The organism is Photobacterium sp. (genome assembly GCF_033720175.1).
Taxonomy (GTDB): Bacteria; Pseudomonadota; Gammaproteobacteria; order Enterobacterales; family Vibrionaceae; genus Photobacterium.
This window is the reverse complement of the sequence record NZ_JAWWDA010000013.1, coordinates 15,958-41,622: the sequence shown is the minus strand read 5'-3', so window position 1 is coordinate 41,622 and position 25,665 is coordinate 15,958. Positions and strand designations below refer to the sequence as shown.

The 25,665-nt window shown below is 44.6% G+C and carries 24 protein-coding genes and 1 pseudogene; 12 read left to right on the top strand and 13 right to left on the bottom strand.

Going from position 1 to position 25,665, the window contains the following annotated elements:
* Window positions 1-187 precede the first annotated feature (187 nt).
* Window positions 188-760: pseudogene (locus R3289_RS14575) on the top strand (transposase).
* Between the two features lie 195 nt (window positions 761-955).
* Here R3289_RS14575 and R3289_RS14570 read toward each other — a convergent pair.
* Entirely contained in the window at window positions 956-2,101 is a 1,146-nt protein-coding gene (locus tag R3289_RS14570) for a dipeptidase (RefSeq protein WP_318926416.1), read from the bottom strand.
* Between the two features lie 589 nt (window positions 2,102-2,690).
* On the opposite strand from R3289_RS14570, the gene R3289_RS14565 reads away from it, so the two are divergent.
* Window positions 2,691-2,849, top strand: a complete 159-nt coding sequence (locus R3289_RS14565) for a hypothetical protein (protein WP_318926415.1) — start codon at window positions 2,691-2,693, stop codon at window positions 2,847-2,849.
* Between the two features lie 53 nt (window positions 2,850-2,902).
* Here the strand turns inward: R3289_RS14565 and proX are convergent, their stop codons facing one another.
* Genes proX through proV form a run of 3 tightly spaced genes read right to left on the bottom strand, consistent with a single transcriptional unit; the run spans window position 2,903 to window position 6,182 of the window.
* On the bottom strand, window positions 2,903-3,910 hold the full coding sequence (gene proX / locus R3289_RS14560; protein WP_318926414.1) for a glycine betaine/L-proline ABC transporter substrate-binding protein ProX: 1,008 nt from the start codon (window positions 3,908-3,910) through the stop codon (window positions 2,903-2,905).
* The gene (proW, locus tag R3289_RS14555; RefSeq protein WP_318926413.1) at window positions 3,903-4,994 is read right to left on the bottom strand and encodes a glycine betaine/L-proline ABC transporter permease ProW; all 1,092 of its coding nucleotides are present in this window, start codon (window positions 4,992-4,994) and stop codon (window positions 3,903-3,905) included. Before proW ends, proX begins: the two co-directional genes overlap by 8 nt.
* Window positions 4,995-6,182 carry a glycine betaine/L-proline ABC transporter ATP-binding protein ProV gene (proV, locus tag R3289_RS14550; protein WP_318926412.1) on the bottom strand — a complete coding sequence of 396 codons (1,188 nt, stop codon included), beginning with the start codon at window positions 6,180-6,182 and terminating at the stop codon, window positions 4,995-4,997.
* Window positions 6,183-6,604: 422 nt separating this feature from the next.
* On the opposite strand from proV, the gene R3289_RS20565 reads away from it, so the two are divergent.
* Window positions 6,605-6,766, top strand: a complete 162-nt coding sequence (locus tag R3289_RS20565) for a phage virion morphogenesis protein (RefSeq protein ID WP_413466708.1) — start codon at window positions 6,605-6,607, stop codon at window positions 6,764-6,766.
* A gap of 444 nt (window positions 6,767-7,210) precedes the next feature.
* On the opposite strand, the gene R3289_RS14545 is transcribed toward R3289_RS20565, so the two are convergent.
* From R3289_RS14545 to R3289_RS14530, 4 genes are all read right to left on the bottom strand, one after another.
* A complete protein-coding gene (locus tag R3289_RS14545) occupies window positions 7,211-7,741 on the bottom strand; it encodes a hypothetical protein (RefSeq protein ID WP_318926411.1) in 531 nt (176 codons plus the stop codon).
* Between the two features lie 134 nt (window positions 7,742-7,875).
* Entirely contained in the window at window positions 7,876-8,832 is a 957-nt protein-coding gene (locus tag R3289_RS14540) for a trypsin-like peptidase domain-containing protein (protein WP_318926410.1), read from the bottom strand.
* Between the two features lie 500 nt (window positions 8,833-9,332).
* Window positions 9,333-9,623 (bottom strand): hypothetical protein, encoded by a 291-nt coding sequence (locus R3289_RS14535; RefSeq protein WP_318926409.1) that lies wholly within the window; start codon window positions 9,621-9,623, stop codon window positions 9,333-9,335.
* A 112-nt stretch (window positions 9,624-9,735) separates the two neighbouring features.
* On the bottom strand, window positions 9,736-10,731 hold the full coding sequence (locus R3289_RS14530) for a lipoyl protein ligase domain-containing protein (RefSeq protein WP_318926408.1): 996 nt from the start codon (window positions 10,729-10,731) through the stop codon (window positions 9,736-9,738).
* Between the two features lie 226 nt (window positions 10,732-10,957).
* Here R3289_RS14530 and R3289_RS14525 point away from each other — a divergent pair, with 226 nt between their 5' ends.
* The gene (locus R3289_RS14525) at window positions 10,958-11,626 is read left to right on the top strand and encodes a response regulator transcription factor (protein WP_318926407.1); all 669 of its coding nucleotides are present in this window, start codon (window positions 10,958-10,960) and stop codon (window positions 11,624-11,626) included.
* Between the two features lie 71 nt (window positions 11,627-11,697).
* Here R3289_RS14525 and R3289_RS14520 read toward each other — a convergent pair whose 3' ends face one another.
* The gene (locus tag R3289_RS14520) at window positions 11,698-12,327 is read right to left on the bottom strand and encodes a hypothetical protein (protein ID WP_318926406.1); all 630 of its coding nucleotides are present in this window, start codon (window positions 12,325-12,327) and stop codon (window positions 11,698-11,700) included.
* A 261-nt stretch (window positions 12,328-12,588) separates the two neighbouring features.
* On the opposite strand from R3289_RS14520, the gene R3289_RS14515 reads away from it, so the two are divergent.
* Window positions 12,589-13,983, top strand: a complete 1,395-nt coding sequence (locus tag R3289_RS14515) for a histidine kinase sensor domain-containing protein (RefSeq protein ID WP_318926405.1) — start codon at window positions 12,589-12,591, stop codon at window positions 13,981-13,983.
* Between the two features lie 96 nt (window positions 13,984-14,079).
* Here R3289_RS14515 and R3289_RS14510 read toward each other — a convergent pair whose 3' ends face one another.
* The gene (locus R3289_RS14510; protein WP_318926404.1) at window positions 14,080-14,511 is read right to left on the bottom strand and encodes a hypothetical protein; all 432 of its coding nucleotides are present in this window, start codon (window positions 14,509-14,511) and stop codon (window positions 14,080-14,082) included.
* Between the two features lie 269 nt (window positions 14,512-14,780).
* Window positions 14,781-16,385, bottom strand: a complete 1,605-nt coding sequence (locus R3289_RS14505) for an ABC-F family ATPase (protein WP_318926403.1) — start codon at window positions 16,383-16,385, stop codon at window positions 14,781-14,783.
* A gap of 337 nt (window positions 16,386-16,722) precedes the next feature.
* Here R3289_RS14505 and R3289_RS14500 point away from each other — a divergent pair, with 337 nt between their 5' ends.
* From R3289_RS14500 to R3289_RS14470, 7 genes are all read left to right on the top strand, one after another.
* Complete coding sequence (locus R3289_RS14500) at window positions 16,723-18,804, top strand: TonB-dependent siderophore receptor (protein WP_318926402.1); 2,082 nt, start codon at window positions 16,723-16,725, stop codon at window positions 18,802-18,804.
* Window positions 18,805-19,039: 235 nt separating this feature from the next.
* Window positions 19,040-19,885, top strand: a complete 846-nt coding sequence (locus R3289_RS14495) for a DUF3450 domain-containing protein (protein ID WP_318926401.1) — start codon at window positions 19,040-19,042, stop codon at window positions 19,883-19,885.
* Between the two features lies 1 nt (window position 19,886).
* Entirely contained in the window at window positions 19,887-21,233 is a 1,347-nt protein-coding gene (locus R3289_RS14490; protein WP_318926400.1) for a MotA/TolQ/ExbB proton channel family protein, read from the top strand.
* Complete coding sequence (locus tag R3289_RS14485; RefSeq protein WP_318926399.1) at window positions 21,233-21,763, top strand: MotA/TolQ/ExbB proton channel family protein; 531 nt, start codon at window positions 21,233-21,235, stop codon at window positions 21,761-21,763. Before R3289_RS14490 ends, R3289_RS14485 begins: the two co-directional genes overlap by 1 nt.
* Window positions 21,763-22,167 (top strand): biopolymer transporter ExbD, encoded by a 405-nt coding sequence (locus R3289_RS14480; RefSeq protein ID WP_318926516.1) that lies wholly within the window; start codon window positions 21,763-21,765, stop codon window positions 22,165-22,167. Before R3289_RS14485 ends, R3289_RS14480 begins: the two co-directional genes overlap by 1 nt.
* Window positions 22,167-22,793, top strand: a complete 627-nt coding sequence (locus R3289_RS14475; RefSeq protein WP_318926398.1) for an energy transducer TonB — start codon at window positions 22,167-22,169, stop codon at window positions 22,791-22,793. Before R3289_RS14480 ends, R3289_RS14475 begins: the two co-directional genes overlap by 1 nt.
* On the top strand, window positions 22,790-23,962 hold the full coding sequence (locus R3289_RS14470; protein WP_318926397.1) for a hypothetical protein: 1,173 nt from the start codon (window positions 22,790-22,792) through the stop codon (window positions 23,960-23,962). The genes R3289_RS14475 and R3289_RS14470 overlap by 4 nt, the downstream gene beginning before the upstream one ends.
* 138 nt (window positions 23,963-24,100) lie before the next feature.
* Here the strand turns inward: R3289_RS14470 and R3289_RS14465 are convergent, their stop codons facing one another.
* Complete coding sequence (locus R3289_RS14465) at window positions 24,101-25,387, bottom strand: hypothetical protein (protein ID WP_318926396.1); 1,287 nt, start codon at window positions 25,385-25,387, stop codon at window positions 24,101-24,103.
* Window positions 25,368-25,646, bottom strand: coding sequence for a DUF2249 domain-containing protein (locus R3289_RS14460; protein ID WP_318926395.1), 279 nt, complete (start codon window positions 25,644-25,646; stop codon window positions 25,368-25,370). Before R3289_RS14460 ends, R3289_RS14465 begins: the two co-directional genes overlap by 20 nt.
* Window positions 25,647-25,665: the final 19 nt, after the last annotated feature.

Genomic DNA, 25,665 nt, shown 5'->3' with positions numbered 1-25,665 from the left:
CTAATTCAAATACTGAAAGCATTCTTTGGGATCGACGTTGGCAGGGTTTGACACCAATGAGTTATGCCCCGGTATTCCATAATCATCAATGTGCCCCAGCTCTTATGCATCATGACTATGTTACGTTTATCCCCGTGATCATTAAAGATGCTTGATTTTCCAGTGGATCAGGATCATGCAATGGACCATGAAAATTTCTCTAGCCGATAGCCAAAAACAAGAACTCGAAATCCAGCATGATAAAACTCGTAATGGCCGAGTACGTGACCGCATAAAAGCGGTACTTCTTGCATTCGAAGGTTGGAGTTCCGCAATGATTTCACAAGCTTTGCGTATCCATGAAACGACAGTGCTTCGTCATCTTAAAGACTACGAGTTATCGGCAAACTAACCCCTGAAAACGGGGGGGCGTCAGGCTATTTAACAGTCATTCAAACCATGGCTTTATTAGAACACAAACTTCACATCATCTTAGGTGGTGCAGGATATCATCGAAGTGACTTGGTCAGAGATGCTGCATTTGTCTTGAATATTGAGCTTCATTATCTTCCACCTTACAGCCCCAATCTTAATCCAATAGAACGGCTTTGGAAGGTGATGAACGAAAGATCGAGGAATAATGTTTACTTCAAAAATAAACGGGAATTCAGAGATGCAATCGAGACATTTTTCACTGTGACTCTTATTGAGATCGCAGACGTCATTGACGTCTCGAATTAATGATAATTTCCAGACTCTCAAACCTGCATCTTCAAGTTAATTGGGTATAGGTAGATAAAGGTATGAAAGAACTGATACTCGCAGCTTTGTCGCATCACCACGACAGCTAACCTTGACAAGGTTAATGCTCACTTTGCTTTATGTGATTATGAAAGATATTCAGAAATAAGATCAGTATTTCATGATGCTATGTGTATTATCACTTAAGAGGTGAAGTCCTGAGGTGATAAGCCGTTTATTCGGGCAGGTTTGATTTCAGAACCCTAAAAACGTTTCCACCCAACACTTTACTGACGTCCTCCCGTGATAGCCCTTGCGCAAGTAGTGCCTCGGTAAGCAAGGGGACACCGGTTGTATCAAATGGCGTTATGACATAACCATCAAAATCAGAACCAAGCCCCACGTGATCAATTCCTGCTACCTTGATGGTATAGAGGATTGCCTTAACAATCCCTTTTACGCTGGGATCACAAACCGCGCTTTTCCAGTAACCTATACCAATAACGCCAGCGTTCTTGGCAACGGCACCAATTTGTTCATCGGTGAGATTACGATTCCCCGGGCAGGTACCCTGCACACCCCCGTGGGATACAACAACCGGCTTTGTTGCAAGTTCGAGTGTTTCTCTGAATGCGGCGGGAGATGCATGAGCCAGATCAATGGTAATACCAAGAGACTCCATCTGTGGTATCAGAGCACGACCTAATTCTGTCAGGCCTCCTTTTCTCACACCATGGGCTGAGCCGGCAATTTGATTATCGAAAAAGTGAGTTAACCCCATCATCCTGTATCCTGCTAGATAAAACTCTTTCAGGGCATCGCTGCCGCCCTGCAGTGCGTGCATTCCTTCCAGTGAAAGCAGACCTTTTACACCATCCGTATTCAGATCTTGTTGCTTCAGCACCAGCGTCAGTTCCGATTGTTTTGCCAGCGCTTGAAGTTCCTCTGCCTGAGCTAAAGCACGCTGCTTCGGGCTAAACCAGGTAACCGGAGAGCGCCATGAGCTGATAAACAGAAGTGGCAATATATCAGACTCATTGCTAGTAGAGTTGTAATTGCGAACCTTGGGAACCTGAGTAACAACCCCAAACACTTGAAGATCTAGACCGCCCTCAATCAAGCGGGGTATATCAATATGCCCAAATCTGTTTCTTATCCTAAGGTCTCTTCCCCAAAGAAGCGGGTCCGCATGCAAGTCGGCAACGAAAACTTGTTGATGGAAGTCCCAGGTTTCAGCAGACACAGAATAGTGACTGACATCTAGCACCACGTTGTTTTTGCTGTCTACATCCTTTAAAACAATAAAGCGAAGTATAAAGAGTGCAATCACAACAAGTGTTATCAGGCTGATGAAGCCAATGCTCAATAGAAGGCGGTTCATATGTATGTACTCTTGCTATTCATTCGCAGAGTGGAAGCTTGCGTAGGTTATGCGCCATAATGAGGTGCCAATGGTGCCCTGACTATACGCTATCGACTGTTTCAAAATATTTAGTTGAATAGATTGTCTGAGATTCCAAATTCGTTGAGTCTGAAAGACTGAACTGTCGGCTCCCGTATGAGTTAGTACATAACTGTATGGATTTTCATAACCTGAAAGTTATCACCAGCGTCTTTTTATTTTAAGAGATCTCCGAAGCTGTGGCCAGTATTGTACTCGGGCCATGCTAACTCGCTTCCGTCACATCTTGAAATAGATCCCTATACTTGTTTCTTCCTGAGAGATCTAAGAGCGTTGTACTAAAAGATCGACCCTGACGACTTCTTGTAACTTACGGTGGGGGAGGTGGTTGTTAACAAATTACGCCATCGGTTAGCATGGATCTGATGATGACACCATTTTTACCCCCGCCAGCAAGCCTTGTCTTGACCAGAAGATCAATCACATAGCTAAATAGGGAGAGCGAAATTAATTCCCGGGGGCAGAAAAGGAACAACAGCCGGAGATTTTTAAAACTGAAAGGTCAGGCTTGAACTACGGATTAACAGCATTTCTGAAATTGCTGATGACAATGTACGCCATGGCTGATTTGATGAAAATCGAATCCAATAAAAAAGCCAGTAACACGTGGTTACTGGCTTCTTGTTCGTTGGATGTAGAGCGTAAATCTATGACGCCAATCGCTTAAAGCAATTCGTCGTTAAACAGAATTACGGATTAGCGGCATGGCATGCGTTGTGATTACATCGTCACTTTTTTCGCTTCTGCGACCCAAGAATCAAACAGGCCTTGGTTGGCTTTAATCCAGCCATTTACATGCGATTCAATGTCCGCCGTGCTGTTCTTGCCGTTACTCATCATCATATTTTGCGCACTGACATCATTGATGTTCAGTTTCATAATTTCGAACAATTTCGCTGCAGCAGGGTTTTGCTCGGTAAATTCTTTATTGGCGATAATATTCATCGCGTTCATTTCAAAGCCATAGTTTTTACCGTTAGACAGCGTTGTATCTACACCCTTTCGCTCGCCAGGTAAAGCAGAGAAAGGAACTTCAAGCCACACAACATCTTCATTTGGCACCAGTACGCCACTTACCCAATACGGTGTCCAGGTAAAATAAAGAATCGATTCGCCGTTCTTATAACGTGAAATCGTATCGGCGATAATAGCAGCGTAGTTACCCTGATTATGGCTTACCGTATCACGCAGTTTATAAGCAGACAGTTGCTCTTCAACCACCAACTCACAACCCCATCCGGGATTACAGCCAGTTAAATCCGCTTTTCCATCGCCATCGGCATCAAACAACCTCGCTATCTTCGGATCGTTTAGTTGGCCAATATTGGTAATGCCGTATTGGTCCGCCGTTTTTTTATCAATAAGGTAACCTTGTGCTGCGCCACTAACATACTGACCTTTGCGATAAAATTTATCATCGCCGCCTGCTTGGTTATATTTGTCCGCGTGAAGCGGAAACCAGCCTACCGCCAGAAAAGTAGCGTCGCCTTTCGCAATCGACGTATAGCCAACGTTGTAATCGACTTCTTTGGTTTCCTTAACCTCATAGCCTAGCGCTTCAAGCGCACGGTTTACAATTAGTGTTTGAAATGTCTCTTCAGCAACGGTTGATTGAATAGGCTGCACGGTCACACCATCACCAGGAAGTTTTTCAGCCCAAACATTGGTTGATATAGCCAAAGCTGAAAGCATGCTTGCAGTTAGCGTTTTCTTCCATGAATTATTCATTTCCACTTCTCCTCAAATTTAATTTTTCTTTACTTTTCTGAGTAAACACTTGTAGCAAAATAGCAACAGGGCCCGAGTGATACCAACGCAGCTTAGTATTACCGGCATTCACTCCTAAAACTTGGGTTATCCGGTCGAGTAAGATGGCCAGAGTCACGATTCCTAGTCCACCGACTGCAGCGAGTCCCATATCCAAACGACCAATACCGCGCAGTACCATCTGACCTAGACCGCCAACCGCAATCATGGAGGCAATCACCACCATAGAAAGTGATAGCATCAGAGTTTGATTGACACCCGCCATGATGGTAGGCAGTGCCAATGGAAGCTGAATTCGATAAAGCATCTGTTTCTTACTCGCACCAAACGAATGTCCCGCTTCTATCAACTCTTCCGGTACTTGTTGAATACCAAGAATCGTTAGGCGAACCACTGGCGGCAGGGCAAAAATAATCGTCACCACCACACCTGGTACATTACCGATACCGAATAGCATTACGATAGGCACTAAGTACACAAATGCCGGGGTGGTTTGCATAGCATCAAGAATGGGACGCACAAACTTGGCGGCGGTATTACTACGAGCGAGCCAAATACCTAAAGGCAGACCAATCAGAAGGCAAAAGAACACTGATGTCATTACCAGCGAGAGCGTCACCATGGCCTGAGACCAAGCGCCGATTAAACCGATAAAGGTAAAGGATACTGCCGTCGCAACCCCAAGCTTTAGATTGGAAAATTGCCATGCTAATAAAAATAATAAAATAAGCATGAATGGCGCAGGCGTTGAAACTAAGGCGGTTTCAAAGGAGCTAAGAATAAAATCGATGGGAACACGAATGGCTTGAAATACTGGGCGTCCATGTTCGACTAACCAATTCAATCCTGATTCAATCCAGTTATCGACAGGAAGAACGGCCTCTTCGAATGGGTTTAATATATCAAACGAGGTCGCTTCCACGGTTTCGCTGTTTAGCCAGTCATTGGCATGTGATGTATTATCGCTCGTGTTACTCCAAGGATCATCCGCGGGTTCACTCGCAGGCTGTGACCACGGATCGTTATTCGTTTCTGATGACATCATTTATCCCTTGTCTAACGTCTGAAGAAGTCGTGATTTCGTCACAACGCCAAAGTAGTGACCGTTATCGTCTACTACAGGCACCGAATAAGGCATGCTCGCCACCACACCCAAGATATCGTTAATAGGCTGGTCGGGTTTGAGGGTTAGTCCTTTCTCGATCTGAGCACTCACTAACGTGCGGTTCTCTTTGTGCGCTTGACGCAAAGAATCAACAGAGACGATGCCAGAATAATGACTCGTCTTATCTACGACGATGCCATAATCTCTATCATTATCGATTAAGGTTTTTAGGGCAGAGGCGGGGCCATCATGCTCGGATTTTTTAAACACCGCGGCCGGTTTTTTACGTGCAATGTCTTTCGCCGTCAGGACACTGGCAACATTCACACCGCGGAAGAAGGCTTCCACATAATCATTGGCCGGATTATTGAGAATGTCATCTGGTGTGCCAACTTGAACCACCTCGCCGTTTTGCATAATAGCAATGCGGTCACCAATTCGCATCGCTTCATCCAGATCGTGAGAAATAAACACAATCGTACGCTTGTCGTCATTTTGCAGACGGATCAGCTCATCTTGCATTTCAGTTCGAATCAACGGGTCTAAAGCAGAAAAAGCTTCATCCATGAGCAAGATGTCAGGGTCACAAGCCAAGGCTCTGGCTAGGCCAACACGCTGCTTCATACCACCGGATAATTCATCTGGATAAGATTCCGGGTAAGCGCCTAAACCTACACGCTCTAATGCACTTAATGCGCATTCACGGCGCTTATCCAGTTCAATTCCCGCGAGCTCTAAGCCAAAGGCAGCGTTTTCAATCACCGTCATGTGTGGCATGAGGGCGAAGTTCTGAAACACCATAGAAATGTTGTTGCGGCGTACCTGACGAAGTTCGTCTTCTGAAATGTGGGCAATGTCTTTGCCTTTAAGCAATACGTTACCACGAGTTGGTTCAATGAGTCGGTTGAGTAGACGAACCAAGGTAGACTTACCAGAGCCAGAAAGCCCCATAATGACAAAGATTTCGCCCTCATTGATACTTAGAGAAACGTCATTAACCCCAATGGTTAAGCCGGTTTTTTCGAAAACTTCATCTTTGTCGGCACCTTCATTGATCATTGAAAATGCGCGGTCAGTGTCATTCCCAAACACTTTGTACATGCCCTTAACTTCAAGTATGGGATCCATGTTGTCAGTCCTTTTAAGGTGTCGAAATACAAACAAACAGTTAGTACTCTAAGTAATTTTGGCTTTGTAATCAAGGTTAATCATGTATTTTTACTGGGGAGAATATTTGATGGGAAAATAGAATGTTGAATTATAACTCTGTTAAGGCTTTGATTTAAATGGCTTTGTGTTGGGTGTTGATATCCGAAAACGCTTTTTATTTTTGATAAATAGCGCGTGTAATAGAGAGGTGTGACAGATGTGTCATAACATCATCCTAACATTGAAAATATAAATATAGTTCGAGTACAAAGTAATTTGAGAGGGTTAATAAGACCATCTGATCTGCACCATAAATATTGGCCGCTGACAGCCGACCACGCGGTGATATCGACCTGACTAAATAGCACTTAGGCCGCGAGCTGAACTATCAGGCACAGCCGATGTCGTTCGCGTTCGGCACCCCGTTAGAATATGGCGCAATCCATCATTACGGCGGCAAAGCCGATATGTCGCCACAAAACACCGTCGTTCCCACAAGGCCGTGGTTGGGTGTTCAGATGCAGATACCGAGGCAATTTATCAGATCATGGCTGATTTTCTGACCGCAGACTAAAGCCCCTGTATCTCAAGCTAAGCGATTGAATCAGTTTCTGGTGCAACCGTGTGGGTGAAAAAGTGTTAAACGTTTTTGGAAGGGTTTAAACGGGGTCTGAATTGCCTGTGAGCCGAGATTGTAGTGGATATTACGGTATAGTTGTCTTATCAATAGATGAAAATGATAGCGGGGCTTCGGCTCTGCTTACCGCCTCAAATATGACTAAACCACAAAGGCAAACCCTAACTCCAAGAGTACGCGATTGCATGTATTCGCATGAACCACAAACCGGACAGATTAGAGTCTTTTCCATTATGGATTCTCTTAAGAATGAACACTAATTTGACTATATAAAGTAGGGAGATCACCGCCAGAAATGAATCAAAACTTTGGGCGATGGTTCCTATGATTAGTTCTGACTCATACTCACCCTGACAATTCAATATTAAATCTACTTATGATGAATTGAAAACATGACATTGGAAGTCCCAACGGGCATCATAAAACCATAATTAGTGTTTTCAATTAACAAATAATAAGTCCCCTTAGGTAAATTAATCCAGTCTGTTTCGTATCTTTCTCGAAGAGGAAGAAAAGAGTAGGTGTGTTCAATAATCACATCTGAAAATTGATTAAGCTGAGTTTGATCAACCCAACTTAAATAATTAGACTTATCAATAATAAACGCTTCTGAAACAATATCGTCAATAGGACCAGCAGAACCATTAGCAACAGGAGAGGCAGGAGCCACTTTTACATTCGTCTGCTGATTAGCGGCAACCGTAAACTCATAAGTGTAATACGCATTTTTTTCAATCAAAACTGAATCTTTTTCACTTGAACTATCGCCATCATCATCACCACTGCAACCTATAGCTAGCACAGATAGCATACCTACAATCATTATGCGGGTAATATTAAACCTATTCAAAAAACACACAACTTCAACCCATATAAAATAAATAATATCAAGAGGTTGCATTTGAACACATTTACCAGGTATGAGCAAGGTTGCACCTTTGGAGAGCCGTACCGCGCTGTAGGGTATGACGCACTCAAAAAACCTTTCACCCCGTATTACTAGACGGGGTTACTAAGTCAAATTAGAACGTTAAATTATGCTTCCTTTAAACACACCAATGGCACAGAGAATTTTTGACTTTTATCTGCAATATCTGAAGGTGAGATCTTATTGTCAGCAGTCTTCTTATCGGTCATATGATAAGAAACGTTTTGTTCATTCAAAAAGATACTTAGTATGGATGATTTCATTGAATTTTTCTTATCACTTGTAACGATACCAATCACATCACCATTTTCTGACATAACTGGAGCACCAATATCTCCTCTGCTTATTTCATTAGTGATTGTCATAATTCGAATATCGTTATAGCTGCCTGATGCTCTACTAACTATCCCGTCGGTAATTTTACCTTGATAAGATGGTATCTTAGAATTTCCCATATCGGAAAATTCAAACCCATATGTATAAGTGCGTTCGCCTTGGGACGTTCTCTTCTTAGAACTTATAATTGCATAGGTATCATTAGGAATCGCTGATTTCAGAATCGATATATTATTAATTTTATCTGTTCTAATTACTGTTGCTTCAATCAACCGACCATTTCTTTTATAATTAACCTTTGAGCAACTTTCAACAGCATTACTAGTTGTTAGTAAATAATTCTTATTTATAAAGAAGCCTGTGGAGCTAATACTCAAATCAGGTTTGTAATTAACACCATTTGAAACAATATTATAGTTATTTACAGTCCTAAAATTTTTCACCTGAGAATCATTATTGGAAAGTGGCCGACCATTGACTTCGGTTACATTACAATTTAACCCACCAGAACTTTTACAAGTATCTTGAGCTAGATTCATAGCTTCTTCTTTTGTAGATGCTCCCCATGCAGTTCCAGCAACTCCATTGATACCAATAGAGAAAGCTTTATTATCGGATTTATTTTTATACTGATTGTATAGTTTCTCAGCTGTTATATTAGCTGCTTGACTGCTCGCTGAAAAAACAATAACGGCTAACAAACTCACATTGAATAATTTGACTTTCACTTCCAAATCCATCCTCTCAGGCAAACATCAAAAAAATTAGAGATAATTTTAGTTCGCAAAATACCAATTACGTTAATTTGCTGAATTAGCATAGGAAAACGCACATTCAGCCTTATATCGTACATTCAACGCACTTATGCCTATCTTATCATGCATCAATGTAATGAAAGTTTACTTTACTTCTGCACACCAAAGCTGCATGAATCTAACGAAATGAGATCTGAACCTGAAATCTAGGCAAATGGACAAAAAGGAGACTTTCATTGAGGTTATACCCGATTTTTTAGGAAACACTTCCACCACGCCCCCTAACTAAATAGCGCCATCATGGCGCTATGAAAACATCAAACGCACTCAAATCGCTCAGGCAGTCTTATCTGCCAACCTTACCGGTAACCTTGCCGTATTGGCCGCTGAGTTAAATCAGTCAGATAACGGCCTGGTTCAGCAGATAGTGGAACTAAAAGCAGGCTCTGATAGAGGCTGCATTGAAAGCACCATCAGTAAGGCGAGGACAAAGGCAAAATTTTTGAAGCGGATGTGAGCGATACATTAACGGAAAATTTAAAAGTGAAATGTAATTGTGCATAACTATTGTCGATGCCGGGGAGAGTGCTTTTTTGCAGCTTTGGTTTAAAAGTGATGTTTTCTTTTGCAGAAATAGCAAGGAAATCAGAAGTTGCATGTAATAAATGGGATCTTGTAATGGCCTGTGGGTAACTGTGAAAATTATCGTTATCCACAGAAGCTGTGCATAACTCTGTGGGAAATGCTTCAAGGCTAGAAATCATGCTGACTCCGGTAAAGTCAATAGATTATAGCTGAAATCTGTATGTAACAATCGCGATTTTGATTTACTTCAACTATTGAAAAAAGCTTTAGCATCAAAGATGTAAAAGGGAGTTACGTAAACTCATTTTCCAGCCAACGGGCGAATTGAAACAACTCATGCTGGCTTTCCCCGAAGTCGACCATCATGGTGCTAATTACGGGCATGACCGATTTAGCCTGGTAGGGGTAACCCATCATTCTTTCAGAAAAGGTATTGAACAGAATGCGGAGTGGGTTAGTACAATCGCAGTGAATATAGGCAATTGTGCCTTTAATTATAGTGAGTTCCAATTGGATTGTTCCCCACCTAAAACGACCATTCAGCTGGCGATGAAATGGAGGAGACTGACCATAATTCCAATCCCAGCTTGAAATAAGGTGAAGTTTTGTTCCCAACCCCGGTAAATCAGGTAAAGGATTGATATTAAGTCTTCTTTCTTGTGGCATGACGGTAAAGTGCTCACTGCAAGCGCTGGCCAAGGCTCTCTCGATGGTCTCATGTTGAATACGAGGATTTGATTCGCAGAGGTTGCCATATTTAGTGGTAATTGAAGAGGTTTGATTGTCATTTTCCTCATGCTGCAGCATAAACTCTTCTACCGCTGATAAGTCAGTTTGTACTCTGATAGTGCAATGCTGCATGAAGTTACCATTAACAATGCTCGTCGCAGTATTAGATATTTTTTTCTTTCCTATCATAATTTCGTTGTTGTCATTGCATTCGGCCTTGATCTTAAGCTTGCCTATTAAGGTCGTGAGAATCCCTTTTACCACAGCGGTATTGATGTCGTTCGCATTTCCCATGAGTGAAAAATTGGTATGGCCGGGATCTTGATAAATAGCCCCTCCATAAGTATGGCGACGAACGATGCTCAGGCTCTTCCGGTGAACATTTCGGGTATTGCATACTAACCAGGGATTTTGATCTTTGCCGATGTTCACTGATGAGCGGTTACGCCAGACAAACAAAACGCATTGACCAGGCGATAGGGAATTAAACAGCACGTCTTCAACCGCCTGGTTAAACCACGGATTGGTTGATTGTGAGAGGTATCGATGTAACTCCATCGGACATGCCTATAAAACCTTATGAGATTGACGATTATAACGATGAATGCAATTTAATGCATATTTGTTTTTTATACGTAAACGGGGGATTTATTGTTTGCTGTGCGGTGTACCGATTAATTCAGGTTAAGAGTCAATCAAATAGGAACAAGATTTATTCTTATCCTTGAACTTTACAGTACTCTTAAATTAGAATGAGAATTGTTTTTATTAAGGTGTGAAAATTGTGTCCCACATTCTTGTCGTTGACGATGATATCCAGCTTTGCGAACTATTACATGAGGTCTTAAGTGAAGAGGGCTACGATGTCCACTGTGTGTACTGTGGCGAGAGTGCATTGACCTACATGCAAGATCATGCCGTTGATCTGGTTTTGCTTGATGTCATGCTACCGAATCTTAATGGCATTCAAGTCGCTCGTCGTATTTGTCAGCGCTTTGCCACGCCTATTCTGATGTTAACAGCATTGGGGGATGAAACATCTTTGCTCGATGGTCTCGAAGCGGGTGCTGATCAATATGTCGCAAAACCCTTTCGGGTACCTGAATTATTAGGGCGTATTAGGGCTATATGGCGAAGAGTCGGGTTAGAACGACAACGGCAAAGTCTTAATTGTTACCAGACCGAACTGTCACAGCAAATTTCACGCTTGCCTTTGACTGGGACAGAGGCTGAACTCCTGGACTTTTTGATTAAACATCACGGTATAGTGGTTGCAAAAGCGGAATTGCAAAAGGAAGTTCTGAAAAAAGACCTTAACCCGTTTGACCGAAATCTGGATATGCATATCAGTAATATCCGCCGAAAAATGGTGCAGTCTGGTTTATCAAAGCAGCATATAAAGACCATTCGGGGAAAAGGATACAGTTTTAGCGAGACTGCCGGGGTAGGCTAGGCTGGATACCCCAATGCCTCTAAGACGCAGCGTTCAGTGAGTACCTCAAGGTGATTTGGGTATATTCGACATTATTGATTTTGGTCGCTATAAATTAATCGGTTTCTAATAACGGCCAGCTCTTTAGTCTGAAAGTTAATAGCCTTTAAGTCTGGCTTTAGTTGATAAAATAACGCTGAGTCACGCTTGGCATCATACCCGTGTTTGAAGTAGCCACGACCACTTGGGTACTCTAAGTTCCATAACTGGCTTTTTACGACCCGACTGATGGCAATAAACTCACCAATATAATTGGCTGTGTCTTCTGTAATCCTAAATTTGAGGGCGAGATTACCTGTACTGCTGGTATAGAAGGTTTGGTTCCCGTTAGAGCCTTCAATGACGATGCGATAGAGCTCATATTCGCCGGCAGGAAGCGGCAGAATGAAAAGTTGCCCTAAAAGTGACGGTGTTTTGAAGTCGGAGTGAGAATTATCGTTAGTTAACGAGATGGTTTCGTTATCACCAATCTGTCGGATCATGAGTGTAGTGGTTAACGCTTCACCTGAAGCGGGCAAGGCTCTTGTGGCACCAATCATACCGACTAAATAGCCTTTTGGCTGATCATTATCTTCGGTGTATTTATCTGGCAATGTAATGTCAAGACCCGAGGAGCAGCCTAAAAGGACAAAACTGAAAAAGCAAATGAAGATATATTTCACCGGTAAACATTCCTTGTCATGCCTGAGCCCTTATCTCCCTGGTGAAAAAGGCTAACGGCTTAATCTATTTCACAAAAGGATGGACAGTATATTCTACAAAGCGCATTTAAACACGTTACTTATCTGGATGTTAATCATTTGAATGCCAAGATATGAACGATACCACGAAATGAGGTTTTTTTTGATATGGAAAATCACGTTGTTACCCGTTTTCTAGGCTTGTATTGGCGGTGTTGATCGAAGGGTTGGCTAAATAAAAAAATGAAATCGATTAGTTATAATTATTTTGCATCAGTTTTTTTCCTTGGTGATCGAGGCGGTCTAGCTTTTCGCCTTTTTTCGTATTTTGCGGTGAGCTTATTGTTGATCCTTGGCGTACAGAATGCTGCTGAAGTCGCCTTGATTAAATCGATGCTGCATGTACCTGAGAAAGTGCAGGAACAGATGTTAGATCTGGCTTATCAGGCCGACGTATTGATCGCCGAAGGGGATCTGGATGAATTGGCGGATTGGGAGAGAGGTCAGCATTACTACCTGTTTGTGTTAGATGGGAAAAACAAGCCTGTCAGCGGTCGCGAAATGCACCCGCACTTTGAATTTAAGCTGAATTATATTCGTAAGATCGATACGGTATTGGAAAATAGGGTCAATCAGCCTGTTATTGCCTTGCCATTGAATGGTGGTAATCAGCTGGTGATCCAGTTTCCCCATCAATTACATCCGGCACGAAACTTTCCATATTACTTTGGTATTATTCAGGTGATCATTGCCGCCTTGATCCTAAGTGTATTTTCGCTGCTTCTGGCCCGTTATTTACAGCGCCCGTTGCATCAGCTTCAGAAGGCCAGTCGCCGTCTTGCTGACGGGGATTTCAATGTCAGGGTTGCCGACGAGGTGGGTGACAGTGTCACTGAATTTAATGCGCTTGCCTGTGATTTCGACCATATGACTGACCGTATTCAGGTGTTGGCTGAAAAGCAAAATAGGTTGATCCGTGATGTGTCCCATGAGTTGAGAACGCCACTGGCACGCCATAGTCTTGCGCTGCACTTGCTACGAAAACGTATTCCTGCAGAAACCCAGCCGCTGCTGGACAAATTAGAGCGTGAATCTGATGAAATGAATGATCTCGTTACGGAAATTCTGGAACTCAGCCGGTTGGAAAACACCTGCTATTCAGCAAGTTTAGTGCCGGTGCAGCTGGAAACTTTATGCCAGATCCAGGTTGAGGAAAGTCTGCAGTCATTAAAACCGGAACAATCTATTGCTTGCGAGTTGGAGAATGCAACTGCAATGGTACTCGCTGACAGCCGCCTGGTGCTGCGGGTGGTAAAGAATCTGCTGGGCAATGCAATTAAATATGCCGGAGAAACGGCAGAAATCACATTATCGGTTAAACCGTCTATTAAAGAGGACGGTCAGTTTGTAACGGTGACTGTTGAGGATAATGGCCAAGGGATTGCGAAGCAGCACATCAAGCGGATATTTGATCCCTTTACCCGGCTCGAAGCTGCACGAGATAAACAGTCTGGTGGTTATGGGCTGGGTTTAGCGATTGTAAAAGAGTCGATGACGGTTATGAAAGGTAAAGTGAAGGCTGAAAACCGAGAGCAGGGCGGGTTACGGATTACGTTATCGTTTCCTGTTGCCGGGTAGTTCACTAAAAGGCACGCGCAAGCCCTGAAATCTTTGCGTGCCTTTTGTATCACCCGGTAATATCAATGCTTACTTGATCGGTAGCAGCATACAAACTTACTTAACAGTATTAATGATATTTTTGAAATGCTTTGCTTTAGTGAAAAGATAGTCGACATCTGGCGGGAAGTCTTTGTTCGACTTGGCATGTTTCATCATGTCGAACACTTTAAATTCCGTTAACACAGCATACTGGTACGGTTTGAAATCGCTATTGGCTTGCATCGTCGGGTCGAAATACTGATCCCCTTTCTTGATAATGGCTTGGTCAACCAAAGGATCTTCACAACGATAACCCAGCACGTATCTTTCACCTTTGCCATAAATGACATTCATATAGCTATTGTAAAAGCTCTCGTCTTCTTTCGTTGTACAAGTTTCTAATATGTCTTCATCCATTGCATTGACAGTGACAATTCGGATGTTATCCGGGTTAAATCTTAATGCTGTCAGTTGCTGGTGAATTGCTTCTAAGGTCAGTTGCGTCACTTTAAATACCGCATAATCAATAAAATCGTCGGCATTATACTGTTATCTTCGAAAATCACCAAAAAGCCTCAAAATGACAAATATTGCTCATCAGCCCGGTGCGCGACGCGGATCTGGGCACTCGACCTTTAAGAAGGCGAATCTTTGACTATGTGGGGCTCAATGGCGAAGTGAGTTGATCTCAGGTTCAGCCGACTAAGGCTTTCTAAATGGTTTGCAACTGCCGAGCAATAAGAAATCCTCGGCAGCTTGTTTTCAGTCTGAAATGCTTATGCGGCATCTAACGCTTTTTGTTGATGCGAAAGGTACTCGTCATAAGTGCCTTGGAAGTTAACGAGCTTCTTGTCTTTCACATCAATAATAGAAGTTGCAAGAGACGATACAAACTCGCGGTCATGGCTCACAAAAATAAGCGTACCTTGATAACTTTTGAGTGCGTTATTAAGCGCTTCAATCGCTTCCATATCCATGTGGTTCGTTGGTTCATCCATAACGAGAACATTGATGTCTTGCATCATTAACTTACCAAACAATAAGCGGTTTTTTTCGCCACCAGAACAGTTCTTTGCTTGTTTATTTGCATCATCGGCAGTAAACAGCAAGCGACCTAAAATACCACGAACCATCAAGTCATCATGCTTCGTTGTGCGCCACTGTGAGATCCAATCGAAGATGCTTAAGTCGTTGTCGAAGTCAGCCGTACTATCTTGTGGACAGTAACCAATAGAAGCATTCTCAGACCATTTTACAATGCCTTTATTTTGCTCTAATTCCTTTACCAGGCAGCGTAGCAGTGTGGTTTTACCTACACCATTTTCGCCAATTACCGCTAAGCGAGTACCAGCTTCGAGAAGTAAGTTACCTTTTTCGAACAGGAGTTCATCTTCAAATGCATGACCTAAATCCTGCAGTTCAAGTGCTTGGCGGTGCAGCTTCTTGCCTTCACCAAAATTAATCGACGGGCTAATACGGCTAGTCGATTTAACTTCGTCTAGCTTAATTTTATCCATCTTCTTAGCACGAGAACTTGCTTGCTTAGCTTTAGAGGCGTTTGCCCCAAATCGATTGACGAAATCTTGCAACTCGCTAATCTCAGCTGATTTTTTAGCATTGCTTGCCAGTAACTGTTCGCGGATCAGGCCTGACGCTTCAAGGAAGTATTCGTAGTTACCCGGGTAAATACGAAGCTCACCGTAATCGATATCCGCCATGTGGGTACATACCGAGTTCAAGAAGTGACGGTCATGCGAGATGATGATCATCGTACACTTACGTTGATTAAGTTCTTCAGCAAGCCAGTTAATCGTATGAATATCCAAGTTGTTGGTTGGTTCATCTAACAACAAGATATCAGGGTTGGCGAAAAGTGCTTGCGCCAGTAGCACTCGCAGTTTCCAGCCTGGCGCAACGTGTTGCATCGAGCCGAAATGGAATTCTTCTTCGATACCAGCTTGAAGCAAAATGTCGCCAGCACGGCTTTCTGCGGTATAGCCGTTCATTTCTGCGAATTCACTCTCAAGTTCTGCGACTTTCATGCCGTCTTCTTCGCTCATTTCTGGCAATGAATAAATACGGTCACGTTCTTGTTTGATTTCCCAAAGTTTACGGTCACCCATTATTACAACGTCGATAACATTGTATTGCTCAAAGGCAAATTGGTCCTGGCTTAGTACGCCAAGTTTTAATCCAGGAGAGATCGAGACATTGCCAGAGCTTGGAGCCAGTGCGCCACTAAGAATCTTCATGAACGTTGATTTACCACATCCATTGGCTCCGATTAAGCCGTAACGGTTACCGTTACCAAACTTAGCAGAAATGTTTTCAAATAAAGGCTCGGCGCCGAATTGCATGGTGATGTTAGCGGTTGAGATCAAAGAAGTATTCCTAGGTATTAAGGTGGGCTAATTGCTTAGTCAGATATGCCAAATCAACAGAAATGAAAGCACGAATTAATAGCCGGCGAATTATACAGACTTATTGAACAAATAACAGATGTGAGATGTAAGTCACAGAAGGTGATTGACGTGGAGGGGGAGTTACCTTAACCAATTGCAAAGAATGTAAATTAAATGCAAATGACAATAGTTATCATTTATATTAAGATCCGAGTTTGCAGTGGTAGCCGGCAACGGCACCAATGGGGTATTCACTTTCTCTTTGATAAAGACACAAGAGATATGTGACGCATTAAATTTTTGGAGATAACGGAATATGTTTCATAAAAGTCAGCTGACTTTATTGATTGCTGCGATTTTAGCGGTACCAGTAGTTCAGGCTCAGACAACAGAGGTTGATGAGCATATGGTCGTAACAGGCCGCGACTATGGCTATAAGGTTGATACCAATACCAGCGCTATGCGTATCGAAGCAACCCAGCTTGAAACCCCGGGACAAGTTACGGTTATTGACGAGCAGATCATTGATGAACAGCGGGCAAGTACGCTAGGTGAAGTGCTTAAGAATGATGCCAGTATTTCTGCTGGTGGCGTCAGCCGTAACCGTGAGTCGTTTTCTCTCCGTGGATTTTCATTAGACAGCGGTAGCAGTTTTTTACGTGACGGTAAGCAGCATTGGTCTCATTACCGTCAGCCGATAGAGTTGCTTGAGCGCGTCGAAGTACTGAAAGGTCCTGCTGGTTTGCTTTACGGAAAGTCGGCGCCTGGCGGTCTGGTTAATATGGTATCAAAGAAACCGACTTACGATACTCAGGTGAATGTGAGCCAGGATATTGGCTCTAATAACGAATCACGTACGGTTGCCGATATCAGTGGTTCTCTGAACGATGAGCAGACCCTGCGTGCACGTGCGATTGTCGCCAAGCAAAGCTACGACTCATGGCGAACCTATACCGATGGCAGCACGCCGTCGACCGAGCGCTTTATTGGGGGCCTGTTCGTCGATTATGATATCAACGACACAGTGACCGTTTCATTTCACTATGACAAAACGAATGACAACGGTAATGTTGATTCAGGTGCTTACATCGTCGACGGCAAACCGGTATTAGGTCGTGATCATATCTGGGATGCACAATGGTCAACGATTGAGAACGATGTTGAAAACATCGGCTTTGATGTGGCGGCAAACTTATCCGATGTATGGCGCCTGAAAGGGGGCTATAACCATCAGGACTTTGAGCGCCGAGATACCGAGAGTTTTTCAAAACCGGATACCTATAATCCAACCACGGGGACATTCGAGTATCGGGGTTACGACCGTTGGGATAACTGGCAGTTTGATACTGCATACGTTGATCTTGTCGGTGACTTTGACGGGTTAGGTGTCAGCCACCAATTGCTTGTCGGTGCGAACTGGTTAGGTTACTACTATAAGTCCCAAAGTCAGAGCATTAAAGGCCTGGAGGCCGAAGTCGGCAAGCCTCTGGAGAAGCCTGGCGATCTGCATTATTCGAATGGTAAGGTTAAAGACCCAACGAAGCGTGATTCTTACGGTATCTATGTTCAAGATATGATCACGGTCAATGACCAGTGGCAATTCCTGGCAGGCTTGCGCTTTGACCGCGAAGAAAATGATATTGATACTTACGATAATATTCTGCCAAAAGCGGGTGTGATTTATCACCCGGCAGAAAATGGTTCGATTTACCTGACGTATTCAGAAAGCTTCGAGCCAAAAGATCCTATCGATAATGACAATGACATCAATAACGGGAAGGCACTTGATCCTGTCAAGGGCACGCTTTATGAGCTAGGGTCGAAATGGGAATTACTCGATAACCAGCTGTTTGTCTCTGGCGCCATATTTGAAATCACCCAAGAAAACAAAGTGATTTCTCAGGATCTGGAGGGTCAGTCTGATTTTGAAACCGAGACCACCCAGGCCGGAAAGCAGATCCACCGCGGTGCTGAATTCAATGCGACCGGTTACGTATCAGAAGCGCTTTCGTTAAGCGGTTCGATGACTTACCTCAATGCTGAAATCAAAGATGAGTTCGATGCATCCATTAATGGTAACCGTCCGGCTGATGTCCCTGAGTTATCTGCGAGTGTCTGGACGCGGTACTCGTTTGCGAATAATACCGATTTGAACCTTGGTGCTATCTACGTGGGCGATCGTTTTGGTGATGAGAAAAACACGTATAAGAAAGACGCTTATACCCGCATCGATACGGGTGTGGCTCATACTATCAAATATGATCAGAATCTGGATATGATTGTGCGTTTCAATATAGAAAACCTGTTTGATGAAGACTATCTTGCAGGTGGCAGCCAGACTAAAACGGTGATAGGCGAAGGCCGTAACTACATGGCAACACTGCAGTTACGCTACTAACGCCATAGATAAAGGGGAAGCACTTTCCCCTTTTACTTTGTTTCTTACGTTACTGTAACCAGATAGTTGTACAATCTGATCATTGTTCAGAACGGTGTCATTTATGTGGCACTCGTTTTCAATTAGAATCAAGGCAGTATCGCCCCGATTTAATCGGGATTTTTTATTTTTAATACTGACCTAACTTATCGGGTGAATTTTTATTTTAACTTTTTCAAAAGTATTGATTACAAATATGAATTTAATAAAACCTAGTTTGGCTATCTTGATGCTCAGCGTTACTGCCGGAGCATATGCTAATGATCTTGACGCCGCTCGGGCGATTGAAACTAAGACCAATGCCGCATCAATGCTGAGTCAGAACAAGATCGATAAGAGTGCTGATGTCGCTTTGTCGATGAAAGCGGATATCGAACAGCTTCAGGAGGAAGTGAAAAATCTAACGGTTTACCGTGATCATTTGTCGCGCCTGGTTGTGAACCAAAACGAAGAAGCGACAAGTATCGACAGTCAGATCCTGGATATTAAAGAAACACGTCAGGGCGTGGTTCCCCTGATGTACAAAATGATTGGTGGATTAAAGCACATTATTGCGGACGGCAAGCCGATTAAGCGTGAACAGCGTTTGGCGCGAGTGACCAAGCTGGACGTTATGATGGCACAAGCTGATATCAGCGATGCCGAAAAGTATCGTCGTATTCTTGAAGCCTACCAGATTGAAATGGATTACGGCACGAAGCTGGGCGTCTATCAAGGGACAGTCGCACTCGATACTAACGAATCCATTGAAGCTGATTTGCTTTATTTAGGTCGTATCTCCTTCGTTGCCCGTAGCTTAGACGGTACACGCTACTGGGCATGGAACGATAACGAGAATGGCTGGCAGGTTGTAGACAGCGGTGAAAGTTCAAACATAGATAAAGCATATGCGATTGCAGAAAAACAGGCAGCACCAAGCTTAATCACGCTACCGGTTTCGGTGCGGACCGTGCCTGATAAACAGAGTGCGAAACACCCCGCAGCTCAACAAGCTGCATCTCAACAAACCATAGCCGCATCGACTAACGTGGAGACCAACTAGTATGAAGTTCAAAACGTTAGTAACAGCGCTTTGCCTGTTTAGCTTGCCGCTTTCAGTTTTTGCTGAGGTTGACTCTACACAAGCCTTGGTGGCAAAAACACAGCAGGCGCAGAAGGCGCAGCGTGCACATAACGTACAACGTGAAGCCGGATTTAGCCAAACTGAGCAGGGAATTCGTGCCCAACGTGACGCACTGCTTGCTCAGCGTGATCAACTTCAACGTGAAACCGAGCTGCTGAGCAAGACCTTCAGCGAAAACGAAAACCGGCTTTCCATACTGGAAGAACAGCTGCGCCTGGAAACCGGAAGTCTGGGGGAACTGTTTGGTGTTGTTCGCCAGTCTGCAAAAGAGCTGAACGGGGAAATGGATGCTTCGGTAACAGGCGTCGACCGGGTGAAATATGGGCCGGTTGTAAACCAGATTGTTGATGCCAGGGTATTGCCTTCGATGTCTCAGTTAACGGGTTTATGGCAGGGTATGGTTGAGCAAATTTATGCCAGTGCAGAACTTGCCCCCGTTTCGGTGCCATATATCAATGGCGAAGGGTATACATCCGACGTTGAAGCCTATCGCCTCGGCAGTTTCGCCTTGGTTGGCGAACAGGGATATGTTAAATGGAATAGCGCTCGTCATGTTGCCAAGCCTTATCTAAAGCAACCTGAAAATGGGCCGGTTTCTGCTGATTTGGCTCGTATGAGTCAAGCCGGCCTGATGCCTCTGGTTGTCGACCCTTCCCGCGGTATGATGCTGGAGCAGTTAGCCAATACCCCATCGCTCAGTGAGCGGCTGGAACACGGTGGCGTGGTGGGTAAGATCATCTTAGGCTTATTGGCGATTGGCGCCGTTATTACGTTGTTCCGTGGTGCCAAGCTGTTTATTGCCCGCCAGCAGATTAACGCGCAATTAAAGCAACCACAGCAGCCGGGCAATAACCCGTTAGGCCGCGTTATTGCGGTGTATGACAAAGAACAAAACCGTAGCGTTGAAGCATTAGAATTACGTTTGCTTGAGGCCATTGTTGATGAACAGCAAAGCCTTGAGCAGGGCTTATCGATGCTGAAATTGCTTGCGGCACTGGCTCCGATGTTAGGCCTTCTGGGCACGGTGACGGGGATGATCGAGACCTTTCAGGTGATCACCCAGTTTGGCAATGGCGATCCTAAGGTGATGGCGGGCGGTATTTCAATGGCGCTGATCACGACGGTACTCGGCCTTATTGCGGCAATGCCACTGCTGCTGGCACATAATATTTTGAGCACTCAAGCCGATACCATCCGAAATATTCTGGAGAAACAAGGGATCAGCCTTGTTGCCGAGCAAGCTGAAAAAGTAGGAAAAACAGCATAATGGAAATCAGTCTTTTACAAGCCTGGTGGTTCTCATTAGCGCAATTCATGAACCAGGGCGGCCAGATATTGTGGTGGTTGGCTGCCGTGGTCATGCTTTGTTGGTTGCTGGTCGTTGAGCGGGTCATCTACCTGTTCTTCCTCTATCCGAAGCAGAGAAGCGTCTGGCTCGCGAAATGGCATAACCGTGATGATCAAACATCATGGTATGCCCATGCAATGCGCGATGGCTGGCTAAGTGAAGCCCGCATCGCATTACATCAAAACGTAAACCTAATCAAAGTGCTGGTGGCCATTTGTCCAATGCTTGGCCTGCTTGGTACAGTCACCGGCATGATTTCAGTATTTGATGTGATGGCCACGCAGGGCAGCAGCCAGCCTCGTTTAATGGCCTCTGGCATTTCGCTGGCGACTCTGCCGACAATGGCCGGAATGGTAGCAGCACTTGCCGGGATGTTTGTTCACGCTCGCCTTTCTAAAGCTTGCCTAATGCGTGAACTGAAATTAGAAAAATTATTAAGGAGCCAATGATGAGACTCAGCCGTCCGTCTTCTGCTCGTGAAGAAGCACAAATCGATATGACATCGATGCTCGATATCGTCTTCATCATGTTGATATTCTTTATTGTTACAAGCTCGTTTGTTCGTGAGTCGGGGGTCGAGGTCAATCGGCCGCAGGCCAGCAATGTTGTGAGTCAGAAAGAGGCGGGGATCTTTATTGCCATCACATCAGCCAACGATATCTATATTGATAAACGAGTGGTGGATGCCGAGCGGGTACAAGCGGTACTTGAGCACCTGTTGCTGGAACAGCCGGAAGCATCGTTAGTGATCCAGGCTGACGAACATGCTTATAATGGCACTGTGGTGAAAGTGATGGATGCTGCAAAAGGTGCCGGTGTACAACACATCGCCCTGGCGGCGGAGAAGCGTTAATGTTTTCTGTCGCTTTTCGGCTTTTTGTCGCACTGCCGGTATCGACCGCTGTGGTATTGGGGTTGTTCACATTCATGGCGTGGATGGTTGACAACGGCCAGCAACGTGCGCCTGAACAATCTCAAATCCTGGCGTTTGATATGGTGATGGTTGAGCAAGAGCGCGATGCTCAGCGGCGCCAGCGCGCTTTACCGGAAAAGCCGGATACACCAGAACCTCCACCGGAAGCGCTGCCAACCAGCTCGCAGTCTGTGACGGCAACTCCCGCGCCGGCCATGCCGAATCTTGCTTTGGACACGACCATTTCTGGTTTGGCGATTAATGTGCCTCAATTCTCTGATTTTGGTGCCAATCAGCAAGCAATGCCGTTATATCGGATTGAACCGCGTTATCCCGCGCGTGCGATTAAGAAAGGTGCCGAAGGTTTTGTGGTGTTGTCTTTCACTATCGATCCCCAGGGGCGCCCAACCGATATTAATGTTCTTGATGCAAAACCGCGGCGGCTATTTGAAAAAGAAGCCATTCGGGCGCTACGCAAATGGAAGTATCAGGCAAAAGTTGTCGATAGAAAAGCGATTGCGCAAGTGGGCCAAACAGTCCGTCTGGAATTTAAGTTAAACAAATGATGAAGATGAAGAAAGTCGTTATTGCACTTGCCTTGATGCTGTGCGGGCCTGTGAGCACATATGCTGAAGAACTTTCTCAGTTTACTGCCGGAAAAGTGCAGCGTGCGTATAATTTGCAACAAGATGAAAAGTTGAATGACGCCATTGCGTTGCTTGCTGATTTAGATCCTTCTCGTGCTTATGACAAAGCGTTTGTAAAGCGTATGATCGGCATCTTCTATTGGCAGAAGGGCAATACCGATAAAGCCATTGATAATCTGTCTTATGCCGTTAAAAGTGGTTTACTGAATGACGAGCAGGCATGGGTGACACAACGTATGCTAGCCGACATTCTATTATCGAATGAGCAGTTTAATGCCGCCTTACCGCATTACTACGCGCTATCAAAGCAGATCCCGGAGACTCAGAAAGCCGATGAATTATGGCTGCGCATCGCGCAGAGCCATTATCAGCTAGAAGAGTGGCAACAGGTTTTGTCGGCGTTAATCCGCTATGAATCTTATCAAAAGAAAGATGAGATTCAGCCACTGACGATCCGGTTGGGGGCGCAACTTCAGCTGAAACAGTGGAAAGCATCCATTTCAACTCTGAACCGTCTTATCGTGTTAGAGCCGAATAAAACGACCTGGTGGCAGCAACTGGCGGGCATTCAATTACGTAACGGGCGATCTTCCGATGCGTTAGAGACTCTGGCCCTGGCGAGGCGACAGGGGGTCATATTAAGTCAGCAAGATCTGAAAACCCTTGCTCAGCTCTATGCACAAGCCGGTATTCCCGAGCGTGCAGCAATCTTGTTTGATGAGTTAGAGGGTATCCAGAACAATGCCGGTTTACTGTCTGAACAGGCAAGATATTGGCAGATGGCAAAAGAGTGGGATAAGGCCATCTCTGTCTGGACCTTAGCGGCAAAATTAGACAATAAACACCGCTGGCCGCTGGCCCAATTACTGCTTCAGGAAGGTCATTACCATCAAGCACTTGCCGAGCTGGATAAGGTAAACCGTACAGATAAGAAAGCAGAGGTAGAGCTTGCTAAAGTGCGGGTCTATTACAAGCTGGACGATTTTGAAAAAGCGATTATCCACGCCAAGCTTGCGAATAATATTACCCCCTCTGCTGCGTCAAAAAGCTGGATCAAATACTTGGATCAGGTTCGCCATATGCAGTAATGACCCAATGAATACTGCGTTACTCCGCTTCAAAATGACAAAGAGCGATGGACTAAACAGTTCATCGCTCTTTTTGTCAGTAAGGATTTATACTCAAGCTACCTCAAGATGAATAGTTCAGCGAGAATTCATTGCCTTTTAGCTTTCCAGCATTGCCCGATGAATTCGGCGATAGGTTATGCTTGCCGAAGCAATGTTGTAACCAATCCACAGCCAATTTAGCATCATCAGCAGGCCGATGCTTGCTGTGACAGGCGGATAGCAGAGTGAGATAGCAATACTCGCCATGCTCAGCAGGTAAAGCCGGAACTGTATCTTACTTTGTTGTCTGCTGATCAGGCTGTAGTGGTCTGGTAATAGCATCATCGCGTTAGGCTTGCTCATGGCAATAGGCTGAAGATGCAAGCTGATCAGAAATGGTACGATCTTCAGCAGCATCCCCTGGATCACACCAAGTACAAAGCCCATACCGATGAGAAGGGCAATGAAAACTTCAACGCTTCCCTGTAGCTGAATGGGTATTAATGGCAAGGCAATCATCAACAAAGAACCACAGATCAGGCTCGAATAAGCCCACTGCCAATAACTAACAACAACGTCAGGAAGCTTGCGTTTTCGATTACGAAGCCGGTTTAAGCCCGTTACGGCATACATGATGCCAACTGCTGCGATCAGTGCGCTACTGAAGTTGAGGCTAAACTGAAACACGATCGCCAAGGCGATGGAAATAAGGCCAATAACAAGCATTAAAGGCAGAGTAATACGGCAATACCGAGGAAATTCAGGCGTTACATGAAACATTGGAATGACCTGAAAGCTCACGGCCATGATCAGCAATAATACCCAACCAAATATACCTGTACTCGCATGAAAATGGGTGAGGTTCTTGCCTGTGATTGGCTGATAGCCCCAAAGATACCCAGCTAGCAGCAGCAATCCCGCAAGCAAGACGAAGGCAAGTGCCAGAGCTGCCAGCAGAATAGGAACTCGGGTCTGCTGACCTGCAGCTTGACGGATCAATACGCTCAGCAACGAAATAATGAAGTAACCCAGGCTGAGTGTTAATAATAGGAAACTGGCACCAAAGGTGGGCCAGCCAAAAAATCCCGCACTCAGTGCCAGGGTGCCTAGCACAAGACCTGTTTGCATGAGAACTAAAGGCACCGGGGGAATTTTTATGGGAGCGCCACATAAAACCGGCATGATTTGAAATAGCGATCCGATCATAATCATTGCCATCATTCCAATAGCGACAAGATGCGTTATCGCTAAAGAGGCTGGCAACCAGCGGCCCAGCCAGATATGCTCGCCTTGCCAAATCAGCAAGCCTGAGGCAATAACGGCAAATAGGGGGGCTGTCAGGTAAAAACGGATCGGCACGTCCAGCCGTGGGATGGCATCGAAGTTAAGTCCGGTCAGTCGCATCTCTATGTCTCATTAAGCTGTTAAGGGCTAGCTTGTCACCTTTGTGCCAAATCCAGATATGGTGCTTTCCTTCACCCTCTTCGGTATGGCGGTAATCAAACTGCTGCTGTTCAAGGATAGAAAACAGGGGAACGGGTTCGCGCCTGTGCTTGACGTGCAGCAGCTGACCCTGATCCAGGTTTGTGAGGATCTGACAGATCTCCTGCATCGGTTTAGGTGGTTCAAGTTCACTGACATCCAGAGTGATTACAGCGGTCATAAAGTCTGCAGTCTACATT

What these genes read in the sequence shown, in the direction of transcription:
- R3289_RS14570 (WP_318926416.1), bottom strand. Translation starts at nt 2,101, where the DNA reads ATGAACCGCCTTCTATTGAGCATTGGCTTCATCAGCCTGATAACACTT.
- proX (WP_318926414.1), bottom strand. Translation starts at nt 3,910, where the DNA reads ATGAATAATTCATGGAAGAAAACGCTAACTGCAAGCATGCTTTCAGCT.
- proW (WP_318926413.1), bottom strand. Translation starts at nt 4,994, where the DNA reads ATGATGTCATCAGAAACGAATAACGATCCGTGGTCACAGCCTGCGAGT.
- proV (WP_318926412.1), bottom strand. Translation starts at nt 6,182, where the DNA reads ATGGATCCCATACTTGAAGTTAAGGGCATGTACAAAGTGTTTGGGAAT.
- R3289_RS20565 (WP_413466708.1), top strand. Translation starts at nt 6,605, where the DNA reads ATGTCGTTCGCGTTCGGCACCCCGTTAGAATATGGCGCAATCCATCAT.
- R3289_RS14545 (WP_318926411.1), bottom strand. Translation starts at nt 7,741, where the DNA reads ATGCAACCTCTTGATATTATTTATTTTATATGGGTTGAAGTTGTGTGT.
- R3289_RS14535 (WP_318926409.1), bottom strand. Translation starts at nt 9,623, where the DNA reads ATGATTTCTAGCCTTGAAGCATTTCCCACAGAGTTATGCACAGCTTCT.
- R3289_RS14530 (WP_318926408.1), bottom strand. Translation starts at nt 10,731, where the DNA reads ATGGAGTTACATCGATACCTCTCACAATCAACCAATCCGTGGTTTAAC.
- R3289_RS14515 (WP_318926405.1), top strand. Translation starts at nt 12,589, where the DNA reads ATGAAATCGATTAGTTATAATTATTTTGCATCAGTTTTTTTCCTTGGT.
- R3289_RS14500 (WP_318926402.1), top strand. Translation starts at nt 16,723, where the DNA reads ATGTTTCATAAAAGTCAGCTGACTTTATTGATTGCTGCGATTTTAGCG.
- R3289_RS14495 (WP_318926401.1), top strand. Translation starts at nt 19,040, where the DNA reads ATGAATTTAATAAAACCTAGTTTGGCTATCTTGATGCTCAGCGTTACT.
- R3289_RS14490 (WP_318926400.1), top strand. Translation starts at nt 19,887, where the DNA reads ATGAAGTTCAAAACGTTAGTAACAGCGCTTTGCCTGTTTAGCTTGCCG.
- R3289_RS14485 (WP_318926399.1), top strand. Translation starts at nt 21,233, where the DNA reads ATGGAAATCAGTCTTTTACAAGCCTGGTGGTTCTCATTAGCGCAATTC.
- R3289_RS14480 (WP_318926516.1), top strand. Translation starts at nt 21,763, where the DNA reads ATGAGACTCAGCCGTCCGTCTTCTGCTCGTGAAGAAGCACAAATCGAT.
- R3289_RS14475 (WP_318926398.1), top strand. Translation starts at nt 22,167, where the DNA reads ATGTTTTCTGTCGCTTTTCGGCTTTTTGTCGCACTGCCGGTATCGACC.
- R3289_RS14470 (WP_318926397.1), top strand. Translation starts at nt 22,790, where the DNA reads ATGATGAAGATGAAGAAAGTCGTTATTGCACTTGCCTTGATGCTGTGC.
- R3289_RS14465 (WP_318926396.1), bottom strand. Translation starts at nt 25,387, where the DNA reads ATGCGACTGACCGGACTTAACTTCGATGCCATCCCACGGCTGGACGTG.
- R3289_RS14460 (WP_318926395.1), bottom strand. Translation starts at nt 25,646, where the DNA reads ATGACCGCTGTAATCACTCTGGATGTCAGTGAACTTGAACCACCTAAA.